We start from the raw sequence: 17,240 nt of genomic DNA, 5'->3' as shown, positions 1-17,240 counted from the left end.
ACATGAAAAACAATAAAACGCTCAAATCCACGCTCGCCGCACTGACCCTGGCAGCCTTGCCGCTGGCCGGATCCGCGCACGCCGACGATGCCGTCAACCTGCGCATGACCATCTGGAGCGCCAATCCGGCTCATCTGAAGCTCTTCAACGATATTTCCGCCGGTTTCGAGCAGCAGCATCCGGGCGTGACGGTGACTTATGAGTCCCTGCCCTACGATACCTACATGACGGCGCTCACCACGCAGATCGCCGGCGGCAACGCACCTGACATGGCGTGGATTTTTGAGACCGCCGCTTATGACTTCGTCAATTCCGGTGCCCTCTATCCGCTCACCGATACGCTGAAGGCGACCAAGGGATATAATGCCGATGAGCTGAGCGCGACGGCGGCCGGGCGCTGGACGAAGGATGGCACGCTCTACGCCTATCCGTTCTCGACGTCCCCTTTCGGCATCTTCGTCAACAACGATCTCATCAAGGCCGCCGGCGCAAAAACCCCGGCGGAACTGATCGCCGCCGGTCAGTGGACCTGGGAAAATGCCTTCGCCACCGCCTCCGCCGTGGGCAAGACCGGCAAGGGCGGCCTCATCGTTCGCGATTTCAATTATCAGGCCTGGCAAAACCTCGCCGCGATCTGGAATGGCTGGGGGGCGGCGCCCTGGAGCGCCGATGGCAAAAGCTGCACCATGGCGGAAAAGCCGATGGTGGATGCCCTCACCACCGTTCATGATGCTATCTTCAAGCAGCAAGCGATGCCCGGCCCCGGCGAAACCGTCGATTTCTTCGCCGGCAACGCGGCAATGACCATCACCCAGATCAGCCGCGCCTCGCTGCTGCCGAAGGAAAAGCCGTTCGACTGGGATCTGGTGCCGCTGCCCAAGGGGCCGGCCGGGGAGTATGCGCTTATCGGGCAGGCGGGTGTCGGCGTGCTGGCGGCCGGCAAACATGCCGATCTCGCCGCCCGGTTCGTCGCTTATATGACGAACCCGGAGAACTCGGTCAAACTCAGCCAGTTCTTCCCCTCGGCCCGCAAATCATTGCTGAATGCCGAAGTGCTGAAGAAGACCAACCCGCTGCTCAGCCAGCAGCAGATCGACAGCGTGGTCATCTCCGGCATTGCGACCGGCACGGTCATTCCCGGCCATACCGGTTTTGCCCAGCTCCAGCAGATGGTTCGCTCCGGCCTTGATGCTCTCTGGCAGCCGGAAGCCGATGTTGCCGGCACGCTCCAGAAGATCTGCGGCCAGATCGGCCCGCTGCTGAAGCGCTGAGGAGAAGCGGTCATGGCTGTCGCCGAGGATAACGCCCCTTCGGAAGGCCGCGCGCCGTCGCCGTTCTGGACGATTGCCCGACGCGACAGCCTTGCCGGCTTCCTGTTCATCGCTCCGCAGCTCGTCGGGATCGTTACCTTCGTGCTGATCCCGCTCGGCCTCGTCTTCTGGTATTCGCTGCACGAGTGGAATGTGCTGGCGGGTACCTTCACCTACACCGGCACGCAGAACTACCGCATGCTGGTGGAAGACGGCAGCCTTGTTGAAGTGCTGGGCACGACGGCGGTCTTTTCCGCCGGTCTCGTCATCTTCAATATGTCGCTTGCCCTGCTGCTGGCGGTGCTGCTCAACCAGAAACTTGCCGGCATCACTGTCTTCCGCACGCTGTTCTTCTCGCCTGTCGTCGTGTCGCTGGTGGCGTGGACGATCGTCTGGGGTTTTCTCCTGCAGAAAAACGGCGGTATCAACGGCGTGCTGCAGGTGTTTGGCATCGAAGGGCCCAACTGGCTGCGCGGCGAAGTGACGGCGATGATTTCCGTCATCGCCGTGCAGGTGTTCAAGAATGTCGGCCTCAACATGGTGCTGTTTCTGGCCGCCCTCCAGGGCGTGCCGAACGAGCTTTACGAGGCGGCCCGCATCGATGGCGCGCCGCGCTTCAAGCAGTTCCGCCGCATCACCCTGCCGCTGATCAGCCCGACGATCCTGCTGACCTCGATCATCACCATCGTCGGCTCGTTGCAGGTCTTTGCCCAGATTGCGGTGCTGACGCAGGGCGGCCCCGGCCTCTCCACCACGGTGCTGGTCTATTACCTCTACCAGCAGGCCTTTCAGTTCCACTTCTTCGGCTACGGCTCGACGCTGTCGATCCTGCTGTTCGTGATCGTCGCGGTGTTGACCTTTGCCCAGTGGCAGATGCGCAAGAGGATCGTCTTCCATGAAAACTGAGATCCCGCCGCGTCTGAAGCTCGCCCTCTACGGGCTTCTGTGCGTCCTGCTCATCCCCTTCGTCTTCCCGACCTGGTGGATGGTGACCTCCTCGGTCAAACCCATCAGCGACATCTTTGCCTTCCCGCCGCAGCTCCTGCCGCAGAGTTACGACTGGTCGACCTATTCACGGGTGTTCGAGCTGCAGCCCTTCGTGCGGCAGTACTGGAACTCTGCCTATATCGCGGCTCTGGTAACCGCCGGCACCATGATCCTCTCGTCCATGGCCGGCTATGCCTTTGCCCGCATCCGCTTTCCCTTCGCCAACACGATCTTCATGGTCGTGCTGCTCGGGCTGCTGATCCCGTCCGAAGTCACCATCGTGCCGCTCTTCCAGATGTTCCTGAAGGCCGGGATGGTGAACACCCACTGGCCGCTCATCCTGGTGCCGATCTTCGGCGCCCCCAGCGTGTTTGCCACCTTCGTCATGCGGCAATTCTTCGTGACGCTGCCGGTGGAGCTGGAAGAAGCGGCCCGCGTCGACGGGCTCGGGCGCTTCAAGATTTTCCGCAAGATCGCCCTGCCACTTGCCAGGCCTGCTCTGGCCTCGGTCGCGATCTTCACCTTCCTGCACAGCTGGAACCTCTATCTGGAGCCCATCGTGTTCCTCTCCAGTGCCGACAAGTTCACGCTGCCGCAGGCCCTTACCCAATATGTCGACGCCTATGGCGGCCCGATGTGGAACATCCAGCTCGCCGCCGCGACGCTGACCGCCCTGCCCGTCCTCATCGTTTTCATCATCGCGCAGAAGCAATTCGTCGAAGGGCTCGCGCATACCGGCCTCAAGGGCTGAAGAAGCGGAAATCCGATTGATGGCTGAAGTTACCCTTAACGAGGTTCGCAAGAGCTACGGCGCTGCCGACATCATCCATGGCGTGGATCTTGAGATAAACGACGGCGAATTCGTCGTGCTGGTCGGCCCGTCCGGCTGCGGCAAGTCCACCCTGCTGCGCATGATCGCGGGGTTGGAGACCATCACCGGCGGGGAGGTTCGCATCGGTGGGCGCGTGGTCAACAACCTCGATCCCAAGGACCGGGACATCGCCATGGTGTTCCAGAACTATGCGCTCTATCCACATATGACGGTTGCCACCAACATGGGCTTTTCGCTGGAGCATCGCGGTGCCGGCAAAGCGGAGATTGCCGAGCGGGTGAAATGGGCCGCCGATATTCTCGGCCTCGGCCCCCTGCTGGAGCGTTATCCCCGCCAGCTTTCCGGCGGCCAGCGCCAGCGCGTTGCCATGGGCCGGGCCATTGTGCGCGATCCGCAGGTTTTCCTGTTCGACGAGCCGCTCTCCAATCTTGACGCCAAGCTGCGCGTCGTCATGCGGGCGGAGATCAAGGGCCTGCACCAGAAACTCAGGACCACCACGATCTATGTGACGCACGACCAGGTGGAAGCGATGACGATGGCGGACAAGATCGTCGTGCTGAACGGTGGCCGGGTCGAGCAGGTCGGTGCTCCGCTGGCGCTTTACGACCAGCCGGCCAACCAGTTCGTCGCCGGTTTTATCGGTTCGCCGGCAATGAATTTTCTGGTCGGGGAGATTACGGCGCAGGGTTTTGCCGCTCCGGGTGTCCTCCTGCCGCTGGCAGACGGGGCAGCACCTCTTGCCGGAACCAGGGCCGTCTATGGCGTCCGGCCGGAAGGCTTTGCGCTCGATGACACAGGCGTCCCGGCGGAGATTCTGCTCGTCGAGCCAATGGGATCCGAAACGCAGGTGACCATGATGCTGGGCGGGACGCGGGTTATCGGTGTCTTTCGCGAGCGCGTGTCACTTGCCCCCGGAGCCACGATCCGCCTGCGGATCGATGCTGAAGCCATCCACCTCTTTTCGGCTGATGGCAGCCGGCGGCTGACCTAGACAGATCCTGCATCAGGAGAAAAATCTACAAGTAGGGAGGCGCTCTTTATCAACTTGATATTATCATAAAATAAATTAATATTCTATTTAATTGGATAAATAACTAAATCATGCCATTAATCAGCTAATTAATAACAGATCAAACTTCACTCAACCCCCTCTTCATAGCTTCAGAAACAAGATTTTTATATAACTTGATTGATTCGCTGTCTTCCATTTTGCTTTCATTTACATCCAACTTACCTTCCGCGAGGACAATTTCGGCCCTGACATTTGGTGTGGATGCAACAGAGTTCCAGTAATATTTTGTCCAATCCATCTGAATCCCCTGACAGCGGTTTATTTTCCGAGCGCGTTTATCTTAGCAAAATATCTCGGATTAAGGTTGCCTTCGAAATATAATTTTCTTTTCTTCCATATGAATCCGTCGTGCTTGGTGATGATAGCGACATCAACGGGACCTCCTACCGATTGAGTAGGCTGAGTTACCTTTTCCTTTAATGACTCAAGACGCACAAGGGTCTCAGCTAATTCAGCCATATCGTCCAACGGAAGGGATGTTATAACATTCCACAATGGCCAATAATGTGTTTTTCTAGCTTCCTCCATTATATTTTTTCCAAATTCTCCAACTGAAGAACTTAAACTTGACAAAAAATCCGGATGATTTTCAAAACCTGTCGATCTTGCAACATTTTCTATTTCTTTCTTGCACTCATCTATAGCAGTAGAAAATCCGCTAGCACTTATACCAAATAAGAATGTCGATATCATAGCGTCTGTAGCAAATGCCTTGATACCAGCTACTGTTTCTAGATTAATGCTGTTACTAGATTTTTCGTCGTAAGCTATTTTATCAAGTATACTTCCGTACGAGGTATACTCTATAAAACTCGGAAAAAAAATCATCTTCTCCATAACCAGCCACTACGATGCCGGTACTATCCATAAAAGTTCTCTTTTTATATAGAGATTTAATACTAAATTGAGCCAATAAATCAAAATCCAACCCGATAAAATTTAAAGCTAGCTCGTCCCCAGATGCATAATCTCTAATGTTATTTGCTACTGAATCGCCATACTTAGCGATAGCTTCATCTATATCCTGATCAATAAATCCGGCCGGAATTTCAGCAGAATCAAGTACAGAAATCTCATTTCGGATAATTTTATCTAGTTCTAAATTTTTTTGATCTTGAGACTCGGCGAATTTAACCGCATCATTTTGAATAAAAATATACCTAAAAAATATTTTTCCGATTGAAGAGCATGAGTTTATAAAATTTTTTTCTTTATAATCAACAGTGAACACAGAAAAACTTTGAACAAAACGGAAAAAATCTTCCGCATAGAGCTTTATATTCTGAAAGCTAGTAGACCCTATGTGCTTCCTATATTCCTTAACTAAAAGCTCCCAAGGCACCCCTTGCACATTCGCATCATTATAAATCATTAATCCAACGGGTTCGTACTCTGAAAGTTGAAATATCTTATTTGCGCCATTGTGATATCTCTTTACTTCCTTGCCTCCTTCCCATCTTGTCATTGTCATAGCACTGTCTGCCGCCAGGACAATAGCATTGCTATTCATTATGGCCACTTCGCAAGTCATTGGCAGCCCCGTAGATCAAATTATTTATTAATATCGGACATTGTATTATATTTACCATCACAGCTGAAATAAAAAGAAGGGGAAGGTTGGCGCCTTCCCCTTCCAGCGGTTCCATCAATATATTTCAATCAACGCTTCAACTGCGTCACATCCCGCACGGCGCCGCGGGCTGCGCTTGTGGTCATGGCGGCGTAGGCCTGGAGTGCCGGGGAGATGGCACGCTGGCGCGGTGCGGCCGGGTGCCAGCCATTGGCCGCATCACGCGCGGTGCGACGGCGGGCGATCTCCGCCTCATCCACCTTCATGTTGATGCTGCGGTTCGGGATATCGATCTCGATGATATCGCCTTCCTCAACCAGACCGATGGCGCCGCCTTCAGCCGCTTCCGGCGAGACATGGCCGATGGAAAGGCCGGAGGTGCCGCCGGAAAAACGCCCGTCGGTGATGAGGGCACAGGCCTTGCCGAGGCCCTTGGACTTCAGATAGCTCGTCGGATAGAGCATTTCCTGCATGCCGGGGCCACCACGCGGGCCTTCATAGCGGATGACCAGCACGTCGCCAGCCTTGATCTCGCCGGCCAGAATAGCTTCCACCGAAGCATCCTGGCTTTCGAAGATGCGGGCCGGACCGGAGAATTTGAGGATGGAGGCGTCAACGCCCGCCGTCTTCACGATGCAGCCATCAACCGCAAGATTGCCGTAGAGGACAGCGAGGCCACCATCCTTGGAGAAGGCATGCTCGACGCTGCGGATGGCGCCCGTCTCGCGGTCGCTGTCCAGCTCGCGCCAGCGCTGGTTCTGGCTGAAAGCCACCTGCGTCGGCACACCGCCGGGCGCGGCGCGGAAGAAGTTGCTGACCGCTTCGCTTTCGGTGCGCTTGATATCCCAGCGATCAAGCGCCTCGCCGAGCGTGGCGGCGTGCACGGTCGGCAGGTCGGTGTGGATGAGCCCGCCACGATCCAGCTCGCCGAGGATGCCCATGATGCCGCCGGCGCGGTGCACATCTTCCATATGGATGTCGGGCACGGACGGGGCGACCTTGCAGAGCACCGGCACCTTGCGGGAGAGGCGGTCGATATCCTTCATGGTGAAGTCGACGCCGGCCTCATGGGCGGCGGCGAGCAGATGCAGCACCGTGTTGGTGGAACCGCCCATGGAGATGTCGAGCGTCATCGCATTCTCGAACGCCTTGAAGGAGGCGACGGAACGCGGCAGCACGGAAGCATCGTCCTGCTCGTAATAGCGGCGGGCAAGATCGACCACCAGATGGCCGGCCTCCAGGAACAGGCGCTCACGGTCGGCATGGGTCGCCAGCGTCGAGCCATTGCCCGGCAACGAAAGACCCAGCGCCTCGGTGAGGCAGTTCATCGAGTTGGCGGTGAACATGCCGGAGCAGGAACCGCAGGTCGGGCAGGCCGAGCGCTCGATGATCTTCACATCCTCGTCGCTCACCTTGTCGTCGGCAGCGGCGACCATCGCGTCGACGAGGTCGAGCGCGCGCTTCTTGCCGCCCAGCAGCACCTTGCCGGCTTCCATCGGGCCGCCGGAGACGAAGACGACCGGAATGTTGAGGCGCAGCGCCGCCATCAGCATGCCCGGGGTGATCTTGTCGCAATTGGAGATGCAGACCATCGCGTCGGCGCAATGGGCATTCACCATATATTCCACGCTGTCGGCGATCAGATCGCGCGAGGGCAACGAATAGAGCATGCCGTCATGGCCCATCGCGATACCGTCATCGACCGCAATGGTGTTGAATTCCTTGGCAACACCGCCGGCCTTCTCGATCTCGCGGGCCACCAGCTGGCCCAGATCCTTGAGGTGGACGTGGCCGGGCACGAACTGGGTGAAGGAGTTGACGACCGCAATGATCGGCTTGCCGAAATCTCCATCCTTCATGCCCGTGGCGCGCCAGAGGCCGCGCGCACCGGCCATGTTGCGGCCATGGGTGGTGGTTCGGGAGCGATAGGTCGGCACTGTCTTACGTCCTTGGTTCGAGTAGGCGATCCGGAATGGTGTTCATATTCCTGCCGGCTTCTGCTGGCCAGTCACGAGGTCCAGTATGCCGCGCTTTGGCGGCATCCGCCATGGAAAGCCGGTTCTGCCGCGAAAGTTAAATGCGCGCAAGCCTTGATTTACGCATTAATATTCTTTTTTCCAGTGGCCGGGTTAACAAAAACACGAAAACCGCTGATCCACGCCCCTCGTCATACCGGCTTCTGTTTTCCGGAAATTAACACTATGTTAACCATCCTTTTGATCGGCGGGCCGGTCCCGGGGGCATCGGGCGCCCCGCCTTGAATGAACGGGGGGTCATCATGGGTCAACTCAGGACAGCGCTGCTCAACCTGCAAAAAAGCCTGGTCAATAATCCCGGTATTGTCGAAGAACTGAAAAAGAAGGTCAGTGCCGAGAGTGATCGCATCGAGCAGCTGGCGCAGACCGCCACCGAAGGCTGGAACAGCATCCACCTTTACCTTTTCGCCCGCTTCGAAAAGGAAGGCACCACGATTGCCGACAACAAGAAAAAGACCATGAAGGATCTCATGGACTCAGAACTTGCCACGCTCGGCAAGGGGCTTGAGTCCTGGCGCAAGACCCTGCTTGGCCATTGCGAGAAGGCGTCGAGCGCCTTTGAAGACGGTATTGCCGCCTTGCGCAAGCAGCTGGCTGATGCCGCCGCCGAAAACAAGAAGCTGCGAGCGATCGCCGAAAAGAAGAAATCAAAGTGGCTGGCCAGCAAGGAATACAAGGCCAAGATCAAGGGTTACCTGGAGGTTATCGACGATATCGATGCCATCATCGCCAGCCAGACCAAAGCCATCGACAAGGCCAAGGGCCTCGGCCGCGATTCCGCCTGGGTCAACAAATGGTTCACCATCACGGCCAAGACGACGGTCGAGGATGTCGAGAACTTCGCCGCCATGGATCATCACTCGATCATGAGCAATTACCTGAAAGACAAGGAAGAGCAGGACAAGTACGTGCACAAGTGGCGCGACGAGTACAAGGCGATGGGCGTGCAGGTGGCGCTCATGAAAAAATGGGCCAGCGAAGCCGACCAGATGGAAGCGGTCGACTAAACCGGCTTACGCGATGCCGCAGGAAGGCCGCCCCCTGACCGGGCGGCCTTTCTTTTTTTGAACCGGACGCAAGCCTCAGCCGGACATTGCCGCGATACACACCCGGTTGCGGCCATCCGTCTTGGCCGCGTAGAGCGCGCGGTCGGCCCGGTCCAGCATCGCCTCCAGCCCCTCTCCGGGCTTGACCTCGGCGCAGCCGAGGCTGACGGTCAGCGACACTTTTATCCCCTCGGCGGTCTGGAAACCCTGCCCGATGCGCGTACGCAGGCGCTCGGCCAGTTCCCGCGCCGTGCGGAGATCCGCACCGGGCAGGAGGATGGTGAACTCCTCTCCGCCGATACGGGCGATAAGATCGCTCTCGCGGTAGGATTGCCGGGCGCATTCGGCAACAAAAAGCAGGGCGGCATCCCCCACCATGTGGCCGAACCTGTCATTCACCAGCTTGAAATGGTCGATGTCGAGCATTATGGCCGAGAGGCAGCGCCCCTGCTGGCAAAGGCGCGCAAGAAGGTCGAGGCCATCGCGCATCAGGGCCCGCCGGTTGAAGAGGCCGGTCAGCGGATCGGTATCGGCCATGTGGCGGGCATGGCTCAGATCATCCTCCAGCCGGCGTGCCGTTTGTTCCCCTTCGGACTGCAGCTTTTCGCGCTGCCGCTCCGCCACAGAAAGGCGCATCAGCATGCTGCGCAGCGCCAGTGAAAGATCGCCGACCTCGCGCAGGCCATAAGCGCGCGGCAGGATACCATCGCCATCAACGCCGATCTGCAGCGCCCGGGCAGCGGCGGCGAGGCCGCTGAGCGGGGCGGAGATGGCCCGGGCCAGGAGCCAGGCCAGCATCAGCGCCAGAACCAGCAGCAACGCGCCGGCCGCCATGATGGAATAAAGCAGTTGCTTCACCGGCGTGAGCGCCGAGCTGACCGGTTCACTCACCAGCACCACCCAGCCAAGATCGGCCACCCTGCGGGAAGGACGCCAGAGCGCGTAACCGACAAGATGGTCCTTCCCGTCCAGCCAGCGCTCGCGCAGATAGCCGCCTTCGCCTGACCGGGCCTGCCGGACACTGGCAAGGGCGGAAAGATCGCTGCCGCTCTCGCCTCCGGCCAGAACATGCCCCCCGGCATCCAGCAGCAGGGCACTGGCCGCGCCATTCCCGTCGGTCGCCACATCGCTCAGCAGGCTGGTAATCGTATTGATCCAGCGCCGGCTCACCTGGGCGCCGACAACCCCTATCACCTTGCCCTCCTTGTCGCGGACAGGGGCGGAAACATCGACGAGTCCCCCCTGCCCGGCCGGCATATCCGGCGACGGCAGGCTGAGGGTGGGCCCTTCAAGCCCGGCACGGAACCAGGGTTGACGGGCGACATTCTCCCCCTCGTGGACGCCGCGTGTGGCCGCCAGCACCGTACCGTCGGTTGCAACCGCACCGATCCAGGCATAGGCCGGCAACCTTTCAGCCAGGGCTTCCAGCACGGACCGGCTTGCCTTCAACCCCTCCGGGCCCGGCGCCAATCCCAACGGCAGTGCCAGCAATTCGATATCGCGCAGACGGGATTCCAGCCGCGGCTGCAACCGGTCACGCAGAGAGTTGGCGGAAATGCCGAGATTGTTCCCGATCTGGGCGGTTTCGTGCCGCACCGCCAGCCAGCCTGTCAGCAGCAGGCAGGCGCAAATGCAAGCCACGCAGACCAGCGTCAATACGCTGCCGATGAGAGGCCGCAAGGCTATGGCAGGCAATCGCATGGATCACAGGTCCCGCAAAGCATACAAGGACACTCAGATTAAGACCCAGAATCATTACAAATAAAAGGGTTCAGAGATAATTCTCTGAACGAATTATATTTTCTAGACGGCGGCGGCGCGGCGTACCCGGTTACGCCCCTCCGACTTGGCGGCATAAAGCGCCCGGTCGGCGCGGTCCAGCAGGCCTTGCAGGTCTTCCATGCCGGCAGCTTCGGCGCAGCCGAGGCTGATGGTGAGCGGGACATGATTGCCCTCGATCACCAGAGATGTCTGCTCGATACGCTCACGCAGCCGTTCGGCCAGCTCTTCGGCCGCACCAAGATCGGCGCCCGGCAGCAAAATGACGAACTCCTCTCCCCCCACGCGGGCCAGAAGATCACTGTCGCGGCAGGACTTGCCGGCAACATCGACGACGAAGCGGATAGCGGTATCGCCGACCATATGGCCAAAACGGTCATTCACCTGCTTGAAATGGTCGATATCGAGAATAACGGCGGAAAAGCTGCGCTGCTGGCCCCGCAGCCGGTCGAACAGCGCCGCGCCATCCCGCATCAGGGCACGCCGGTTGAAGAGCCCGGTCAGTGGATCGGTATCGGCCTGCTGGCGTGCCGTGGTGAGATCGCTCTCCAGCCGGCGGGTTTTCTGGGCTCCTTCCTCCTGCAGCAGCTCGTGCCGCCGCTCGACGACCGACAGGCGCAGCACCATGCTGCGCAGCGCCAGCGACAGTTCGCTTACTTCCTTGAGCCCGTAGGCGCGGGGCAACGTGGCGACCGCATCCGGCCCCGCGCGCAAGGCACGCGCAGCTGCGGCAAGCCCCGTCAGCGGAGCTGCAATGGCCCGCGCCATCATCCAGGCGGCGATGAGGCCGAACACCAGCAGCGCGCCGCCAACGGCAAGAATATAGTGCATGAGCTGCCGTACCGGCTGGAAGGCCCGGCTTGCCGGCTCGCGCGCCAAAACGATCCATTTGAGGCTTCCCAGCGCCGGGTCCGGCTGCCAGACGGTGTAGCCCACCATGTAATCCTGCCCGTCCGGATGCATCTCCCGCACAAAGCCGGTTCCGCCCGCCCGGGCACGGGTTACGCTGGCAAGCGAAGAAAGCTCCGTGCCAAAGGGCGCGCCGGCTATTACCCGGCCCGCAGCATCCAGCAGCAGCGCGCTCGCGTCGCTCTTGCCTGTCGTGGTCAGCACGCTGCCGATTGCGCTTATCCAGCGCCAGCTCAGATGGGCCCCGACGACGCCGACGGTTTCACCGGCGGCGTTATGGACCGGCGCCGACACATCGACAAAACGCAGCGGCTCCTGCGAGCCGGGCTGATCCGGGGGAAGATATTTCGCCAGCAGCACCGCCTCGTGCACGTCGCCAAGGTAAGGCTGCACAAAACCGAAGCGAAACCACGGCCGCTCGGAGACATTGGCGCCTTCCAGAATGCCGCCGGTAGAAGCCTCTACCGTTCCTTTGGCATCGGTCACGCCGATCCAGGCATAGGCCGGCATCTGGGCCGCCAGATCGTCGAGCAGCGGCCGGGCGGCCTTCATGTCGGCTGCGGTGTGCAGGATGGACGCTGTCAGCTGCACATCATGCAGCCTTGCGGCCATGCGTTCCTGGAGCTTGCTGCTCATGACGCCGGCAGAGGTCGCGAGGTCTTCGCCAATTTCCATCGTCTCATGACGGGCGGCCAGCAGACCCGTCAGCGCAAGACAGGCCCCGACACTCACGAGGCAGAACAGCGTGAGGACAAGGCCGATCAGGGGACGGATGGCGATAACGGGCAGACGCATGGCCGGGCTTGCTGGCATAAGGACGTGGGTCATTTATGCCCCAGCCGGGCAACTGTAAAAGCTCTCAAAAGTATCGATCGGCCCGACAGCCGCGCTCTTAGGGATACATCTTTAGATTTGAGTTGCGCCGGGCCAGCAAAAGACAGGCCGCCGCCAGCAGGTTGAGCCCCGCCCCGAGGGCAATGGGCAGGCTGTAACTGCCTGAAAGATCCACCATCAATCCACCAAGGCTGCCACCGCCAAGCGCAGCGATGCCGACAGAGATGTAAAGCGCACCGAGGATTGCGCCCAGCCGGGCGGTGCCGAACCAGCCCGCCGCCACAGCCGGAAACAGAGAGATGCAGCCGCCATTGGCGATACCGAACAGCACGGCAAACAGTGCCAGCGGCCAGAATGCTGCCGAGAACAGCCACAGCAGGTTAAGCGGCGCCAGCAGGAGAAGCAGAATCGACAAGAGCCGCACAACGCCGATCCTGTCACCGACCGGCCCCAGAAACAGCCGTCCCCCGACATTGCCCGCACCGATGAGCCCGATCAGCAGATTGGCCCCGGCCGGGGCGATGCCAAGGCCGCTGGCAAAGGGGCCGATATGGACAAGGCCGAGGAAAAGACAGACCGAGCCCAGCAGGATGGCGGCGAAGAACCACCAGAAGGTTGCCCCCCGCACTGCCTCTCCCAAAGCCATGCCCGCCGCCGCAGGCCGGGCAAGGACATGCGCCGGGTCGGCTGGCACGGCCTCTCCATCCGGCAGCAGGCCGAGAGCGGCGGGCCGCGGATGCAGCAGGAAGGCGGCGGCAAGGCCGAACACGGCAATGACCAGTGAGAAGATCCGCATCGTCACCGGCCAGGAAAAATGCTGCATCAATAGCCCTGCCACCACCGGGCCGATAAAGGTGCCAAGCCCCGTGCCGGCAAGGGTCAGACCCGAGGCCTTGCTGCGCTGACGGATGAACCAGCGCTGCACCGTGGTGACCGCCGGCACATAGACAAGGCCGATACCAAGCCCGGTAAGGCAGCAGAACAGCAGGATGAAAAGCTGCAAGGAGCTGCCAGCAAGACTGGCGGCAAAAAATCCGGACGCCAGCAGCAGGATACCGCCGCCCGCCAGCAGCCGGGTCGAAAACCGGTCCGCCAGTGCGCCGGCAAAAGCGCCGACCGTATAGTAGATGAGCGCACTCAGCGAAAAAGCCGAGGCCACCGAAAAATTGCCGGCACCGTAGCTCGCTTGCAGGCGCGAGAAAAAAGCCCCGAAGGAATAGGCGCCGCCAAAGATAAGGGCGAGCAGCACATGCGCCCCGAGGACGACAAACCAGCCGGCAAAAATCTTTCTTTTCAAGCCATTGCCCCCTGCCGCCGTCGGTGGCGGACGGCCTTTGCGGCAGTTGAGCATACAACCTGTCGCTTGTCGGGGGCTTTTTGTGCAAGGCGCATCGTCACGCCGGGGAAATTGCAGAGGGAGCAAAAAACACCAGGCTGGAAAAACTCTCGCAGGATGACCGTGTTGCCCATATCTTGCGGGTCTCCGGCAGGTCTGGCCGGCAAAAGAAGGCAAGGACAGTTGGCATGAGCGTGCGTGTTTTTGTGGATGGCGGCGCCGGCACCACCGGCCTTGAGATTGCACAGCGGCTGGGCAATCGCGACGGGCTGGAACTGCTGGTTCTGGGGGACGAGCAGCGCAAGGACAGCGCGGCCCGGCGCCATGCGCTGGAGCAGGCCGATATTGCCATCCTCTGCCTGCCCGATGATGCCGCGCGGGAAGCCGTTACCCTCGGCGCCGATCTGCCGGTGCGTTATATCGATGCCTCCACCGCCCACCGGGTAGCGCCGGGCTGGACCTATGGCATGGCGGAGATCGAACCCTCCCGCCGGGAAGAGATCACCAGGGCCCGTTTTGTCTCCAATCCGGGCTGTTATCCCACCGGTTTCCTTGCCCTGGTCCGCCCGCTGGTGCGGGCCGGCCTGCTGGCGGCAACCACGCCGCTGACGATCAACGCCACTTCGGGTTATTCCGGCGGCGGCAAGGCCCGCATCGCCGAGTTCGAACAGGGCGAAAAGCCGCCCACCATCCTGCGGGCCTACGGGCTCGGCCTTGCCCACAAGCATGTACCGGAAATGCAGCAGCATGCCGGCCTTGCCCTGCCGCCGATCTTCGCCCCGGCGGAGACGGCCGCCTATCGCGGCATGATCGTGGAAGTGCCGCTGCATCTAAGCCAGCTGACCCCCGGCACCACTGTCGATCAGGTGCATGAAGCGCTGGCCGAAGCCTATCTTGGTGCGCCGCTCGTCACCGTGGCCTCGCTAACCGACAGCGCCGCCATGACCGGCCTGACCATCGAGCGGGCCGCCGGCAGCGACCGGCTGGAGCTGTTCGTCTTCGCCAATCCCAAAACCGGCCATCTGCGTCTTGCCGCCGCGCTCGACAATCTGGGCAAGGGCGCCAGCGGCGCGGCCGTGCAGAATCTCAACCTGATGGCGGGCTTCCCCGAAACGGCGGGCTTGCAGCTCTAATCCCCTCTCTCCGCTCCGCTCTCCCCTCACGGGCAAGTCCCCACTTGCCCGCATTGACTCTCGGCCCATATTGGAACAAATAGAGAACATATTCAGATAAACCGGAATAGAAAGGTAAGGCCCGGGCCATGGCTCAGCGGCGGGAAGAAGTCGTCGACGCCTTGCGGGAACGTCTGCGCCAGATCGAGCGCGGCGGCCGGCCCCGCGCCGGTGTGCTGCCGTTCGGGCTGGCGGCGCTTGATGGCCACCTGCCCGACGGCGGGTTGGCGCTCGGCGCGCTGCATGAGGTGGGCGGCGCCGGCGAAGGCAGCGATGACGGTGCCTTGCCGGCACTTTTCATCGCCGGCCTGCTCGCCCGGCGGCCCGGCATCGTGCTCTGGTGCCTGCCGCCGGCGCACCCGGGCGGGACCACCACCCCCCATGCCCCCCTCTTTGCCCCCGGCATTGCCCAGGCCGGGCTGCACCCAGACCGGGTCATCTATGTCGAGGCGGAGGAGGAAGCCGTGCGCCTTGCAGCCATGGAAGAGGGGCTGGGCCATGGCGGGCTTGCCGGGGTGGTGGGAGAGTTGCCGCGCCTTGCCATGACGGCCGGCCGCCGCCTGCAACTGGCCGCCGAGGCCACTGCCAGCCTCGCCTTCGTGCTGCTGCGGGCAAAACCGGCCCTCATGGACAAGGAAATCACCCGCCCGACGGCGGCCACCACACGCTGGCGCATCGCCCCATTGCCCTCGCCGGCCGTGCTGGATACCCCCGCCGCTCCCGGCCAACCCGGCATCGGCCTTGCCCGCGCCCGCTGGCGGGTGGAACTGCTGCGCTGCCGGGGGGCAGAACCACAAGTGTGGGAAATGGAGGCCTGCGATGCGCAGGGTCGTCTCGCTCTACCTGCCGCACTGGCCGACGGACCGGCTGCGGCGGCGGCTCGGATCCGCCGCGCCCTCACCGGCTGAGCCTGTCGTGCTCAGCTGGCGGGAGGGGAGCAGCCGGCTGCTCTATGCCGTGGATGAGGCTGCCCGCCGGCTGGGCCTCAAGCCCGGCCTTACCCTTGCCCATGCCCGTGCCCGAGTGCCCGGCCTTGTGGTGGCGGAGGCGGATCCGGCAGGGGATGCCGCTGCGCTAAAAACTTTGGCGCTCTGGGCCCATCGCCATTACAGCCCCGTTGTGCAGGTGGATGGCAGCGATGGCCTGTGGATCGAGGTAACCGGCGCCGCCCACCTCAAGCAGGGGGAAGAGGCGCTGGTTCAGGACCTGATTGGTCGGCTTTCTGCCCGACGCCTTTCAGCCCACGTTGCCCTCGCCGCCACCCCCGGCGCGGCCCACGCGCTCGCCCGTTATGGCGGCCGGCGCTGGCTGGTGCTGCCGCCGGATCAAGGCGCTCTTGGCCGGGCGCTCGCCCCGCTGCCGTTGCCGGCCCTGCGCCTTGCCCCGGAGACCATCACCGGCCTCCATCGCCTCGGCCTTGCCAGCATCGGCGCTCTGGAGGCTGCGCCGCGGGCGCCGATGGCGCTGCGTTTCGGCGCCAGTATTGCCGAACGGCTGGACCAGGCCCATGGCCGGCGGGATGAACCGCTTACCCCGGTTCTGCCAAGGGAGTCCATTCAGGCCGCCCTGCCGCTCGCAGAACCGGTGCTGACGGCCGAAGCTCTCGCCACCCTCATCACCCGTCTGGTGGAGGATCTGTGCCGCGGACTGGAAAAACGCGCCCTTGGCGCCCGCCGGCTTGATCTGCTGCTGACCCGTGTCGATGGCAGTCTGCAGGCCTTGCGCATCGGCACCGCCCGCTCTGTGCGGGATACCGGCCACCTGACCCGGCTCATGGTGCGGCAGATCGAGCAGATCGAACCCGGTTTCGGCATCGAGCAGGCCCGGCTCGTCGCCAGCCTTGCTGAACCGCTGCAGGCCAGCCAGCAGCAAGGGCTTGCGGGAGAAATGGTCGCGGGCAAGGCCGATCTTTCTCCCCTCATCGACCGCCTTGCCAACCGGCCCGGCATCCGGCGGCTCTATCGCCTCGCGCCGGTGGAAAGCGAGGTGCCGGAGCGCAGCCTTGCAAGACTCCCCGCCCTTGCGGCTCCCACGGAAGAAAGCTGGCCCGCGGCCCTGCCCCGCCCTGCCCGCCTGCTGCCCCGGCCCGAACCGGTCGAGACCATGGCGCTGCTGCCTGACCAGCCGCCCGTCTTCTTTTCCTGGCGCGGCAAACGCCGGCGCGTGAAGCGGGCCGACGGGCCGGAGCGCATCTTCGGCGAATGGTGGCTGGATGACGCTGAATGGTTTGCCGTGCGCGACTATTTCTGTGTCGAGGATGAGGAGGGCCGGCGCTTCTGGCTCTTCCGCAACGGTGATGGCGCTGACGAGGCAACCGGCAGCATGCGCTGGTTCCTGCACGGCTTCTTTTCGTGAGA

The 17,240-nt window shown here is 61.6% G+C and carries 15 protein-coding genes; 8 read left to right on the top strand and 7 right to left on the bottom strand.

The window, feature by feature from the left end; translation table 11 throughout:
• Nucleotides 1-2: 2 nt before the first annotated feature.
• Genes QTL98_RS21580 through QTL98_RS21565 form a run of 4 tightly spaced genes read left to right on the top strand, consistent with a single transcriptional unit; the run spans nt 3 to nt 4,120 of the window.
• Complete coding sequence (locus QTL98_RS21580) at nt 3-1,271, top strand: ABC transporter substrate-binding protein (RefSeq protein ID WP_445682882.1); 1,269 nt, start codon at nt 3-5, stop codon at nt 1,269-1,271.
• 12 nt (nt 1,272-1,283) lie between these two features.
• Nucleotides 1,284-2,216, top strand: a complete 933-nt coding sequence (locus QTL98_RS21575) for a carbohydrate ABC transporter permease (RefSeq protein ID WP_445682881.1) — start codon at nt 1,284-1,286, stop codon at nt 2,214-2,216.
• Nucleotides 2,206-3,048 carry a carbohydrate ABC transporter permease gene (locus QTL98_RS21570; RefSeq protein ID WP_445682880.1) on the top strand — a complete coding sequence of 281 codons (843 nt, stop codon included), beginning with the start codon at nt 2,206-2,208 and terminating at the stop codon, nt 3,046-3,048. The genes QTL98_RS21575 and QTL98_RS21570 overlap by 11 nt, the downstream gene beginning before the upstream one ends.
• Before the next feature lie 19 nt (nt 3,049-3,067).
• Nucleotides 3,068-4,120 carry an ABC transporter ATP-binding protein gene (locus tag QTL98_RS21565; RefSeq protein WP_445682879.1) on the top strand — a complete coding sequence of 351 codons (1,053 nt, stop codon included), beginning with the start codon at nt 3,068-3,070 and terminating at the stop codon, nt 4,118-4,120.
• Between the two features lie 139 nt (nt 4,121-4,259).
• On the opposite strand, the gene QTL98_RS21560 is transcribed toward QTL98_RS21565, so the two are convergent.
• From QTL98_RS21560 to ilvD, 4 genes are all read right to left on the bottom strand, one after another.
• The gene (locus QTL98_RS21560; protein ID WP_445682878.1) at nt 4,260-4,439 is read right to left on the bottom strand and encodes a hypothetical protein; all 180 of its coding nucleotides are present in this window, start codon (nt 4,437-4,439) and stop codon (nt 4,260-4,262) included.
• Nucleotides 4,440-4,459: 20 nt separating this feature from the next.
• Nucleotides 4,460-5,029 carry a hypothetical protein gene (locus QTL98_RS21555; RefSeq protein ID WP_445682877.1) on the bottom strand — a complete coding sequence of 190 codons (570 nt, stop codon included), beginning with the start codon at nt 5,027-5,029 and terminating at the stop codon, nt 4,460-4,462.
• Nucleotides 4,977-5,711: a hypothetical protein gene (locus QTL98_RS21550; protein WP_445682876.1), complete on the bottom strand. Its 735-nt coding sequence runs from the start codon at nt 5,709-5,711 to the stop codon at nt 4,977-4,979. Before QTL98_RS21550 ends, QTL98_RS21555 begins: the two co-directional genes overlap by 53 nt.
• A gap of 149 nt (nt 5,712-5,860) precedes the next feature.
• Nucleotides 5,861-7,708 (bottom strand): dihydroxy-acid dehydratase, encoded by a 1,848-nt coding sequence (ilvD, locus tag QTL98_RS21545; protein ID WP_445682875.1) that lies wholly within the window; start codon nt 7,706-7,708, stop codon nt 5,861-5,863.
• A gap of 341 nt (nt 7,709-8,049) precedes the next feature.
• On the opposite strand from ilvD, the gene QTL98_RS21540 reads away from it, so the two are divergent.
• Nucleotides 8,050-8,814: a hypothetical protein gene (locus tag QTL98_RS21540; protein ID WP_445682874.1), complete on the top strand. Its 765-nt coding sequence runs from the start codon at nt 8,050-8,052 to the stop codon at nt 8,812-8,814.
• A gap of 75 nt (nt 8,815-8,889) precedes the next feature.
• Here QTL98_RS21540 and QTL98_RS21535 read toward each other — a convergent pair whose 3' ends face one another.
• The 3 genes from QTL98_RS21535 to QTL98_RS21525 form a co-directional block, all read right to left on the bottom strand.
• Nucleotides 8,890-10,554: a sensor domain-containing diguanylate cyclase gene (locus QTL98_RS21535; protein WP_445682873.1), complete on the bottom strand. Its 1,665-nt coding sequence runs from the start codon at nt 10,552-10,554 to the stop codon at nt 8,890-8,892.
• A gap of 102 nt (nt 10,555-10,656) precedes the next feature.
• Nucleotides 10,657-12,336 carry a sensor domain-containing diguanylate cyclase gene (locus QTL98_RS21530; RefSeq protein ID WP_445682872.1) on the bottom strand — a complete coding sequence of 560 codons (1,680 nt, stop codon included), beginning with the start codon at nt 12,334-12,336 and terminating at the stop codon, nt 10,657-10,659.
• A gap of 97 nt (nt 12,337-12,433) precedes the next feature.
• Nucleotides 12,434-13,672, bottom strand: a complete 1,239-nt coding sequence (locus QTL98_RS21525; protein WP_445682871.1) for an MFS transporter — start codon at nt 13,670-13,672, stop codon at nt 12,434-12,436.
• Between the two features lie 227 nt (nt 13,673-13,899).
• Here QTL98_RS21525 and argC point away from each other — a divergent pair, with 227 nt between their 5' ends.
• The 3 genes from argC to QTL98_RS21510 all read left to right on the top strand — a co-directional run bounded on the left by argC (nt 13,900) and on the right by QTL98_RS21510 (nt 17,238).
• Entirely contained in the window at nt 13,900-14,844 is a 945-nt protein-coding gene (argC, locus tag QTL98_RS21520; RefSeq protein WP_445682870.1) for an N-acetyl-gamma-glutamyl-phosphate reductase, read from the top strand.
• Between the two features lie 128 nt (nt 14,845-14,972).
• Nucleotides 14,973-15,791, top strand: coding sequence for an ImuA family protein (locus tag QTL98_RS21515; RefSeq protein ID WP_445682869.1), 819 nt, complete (start codon nt 14,973-14,975; stop codon nt 15,789-15,791).
• Nucleotides 15,703-17,238 carry a Y-family DNA polymerase gene (locus QTL98_RS21510; protein ID WP_445682868.1) on the top strand — a complete coding sequence of 512 codons (1,536 nt, stop codon included), beginning with the start codon at nt 15,703-15,705 and terminating at the stop codon, nt 17,236-17,238. Before QTL98_RS21515 ends, QTL98_RS21510 begins: the two co-directional genes overlap by 89 nt.
• The last annotated feature ends 2 nt before the right edge of the window (nt 17,239-17,240 follow it).

Origin of the sequence: Radicibacter daui, from assembly GCA_030657355.1 — a bacterium.
Lineage (GTDB): Bacteria > Pseudomonadota > Alphaproteobacteria > Radicibacterales > Radicibacteraceae > Radicibacter > Radicibacter daui.
Note: the sequence above shows the minus strand (reverse complement) of the source record. Positions and strands in the feature narration are given on the sequence as shown.

Bases quoted from the DNA above. Each gene is read 5' to 3' on its own strand.
- QTL98_RS21580 (WP_445682882.1), top strand. From the start codon at position 3: ATGAAAAACAATAAAACGCTCAAATCCACGCTCGCCGCACTGACCCTG.
- QTL98_RS21560 (WP_445682878.1), bottom strand. From the start codon at position 4,439: ATGGATTGGACAAAATATTACTGGAACTCTGTTGCATCCACACCAAAT.
- QTL98_RS21555 (WP_445682877.1), bottom strand. From the start codon at position 5,029: ATGATTTTTTTTCCGAGTTTTATAGAGTATACCTCGTACGGAAGTATA.
- QTL98_RS21565 (WP_445682879.1), top strand. From the start codon at position 3,068: ATGGCTGAAGTTACCCTTAACGAGGTTCGCAAGAGCTACGGCGCTGCC.
- QTL98_RS21530 (WP_445682872.1), bottom strand. From the start codon at position 12,336: ATGCGTCTGCCCGTTATCGCCATCCGTCCCCTGATCGGCCTTGTCCTC.
- QTL98_RS21510 (WP_445682868.1), top strand. From the start codon at position 15,703: ATGCGCAGGGTCGTCTCGCTCTACCTGCCGCACTGGCCGACGGACCGG.
- argC (WP_445682870.1), top strand. From the start codon at position 13,900: ATGAGCGTGCGTGTTTTTGTGGATGGCGGCGCCGGCACCACCGGCCTT.
- QTL98_RS21550 (WP_445682876.1), bottom strand. From the start codon at position 5,711: ATGAATAGCAATGCTATTGTCCTGGCGGCAGACAGTGCTATGACAATG.
- QTL98_RS21570 (WP_445682880.1), top strand. From the start codon at position 2,206: ATGAAAACTGAGATCCCGCCGCGTCTGAAGCTCGCCCTCTACGGGCTT.
- QTL98_RS21535 (WP_445682873.1), bottom strand. From the start codon at position 10,554: ATGCGATTGCCTGCCATAGCCTTGCGGCCTCTCATCGGCAGCGTATTG.
- QTL98_RS21575 (WP_445682881.1), top strand. From the start codon at position 1,284: ATGGCTGTCGCCGAGGATAACGCCCCTTCGGAAGGCCGCGCGCCGTCG.
- QTL98_RS21540 (WP_445682874.1), top strand. From the start codon at position 8,050: ATGGGTCAACTCAGGACAGCGCTGCTCAACCTGCAAAAAAGCCTGGTC.
- QTL98_RS21515 (WP_445682869.1), top strand. From the start codon at position 14,973: ATGGCTCAGCGGCGGGAAGAAGTCGTCGACGCCTTGCGGGAACGTCTG.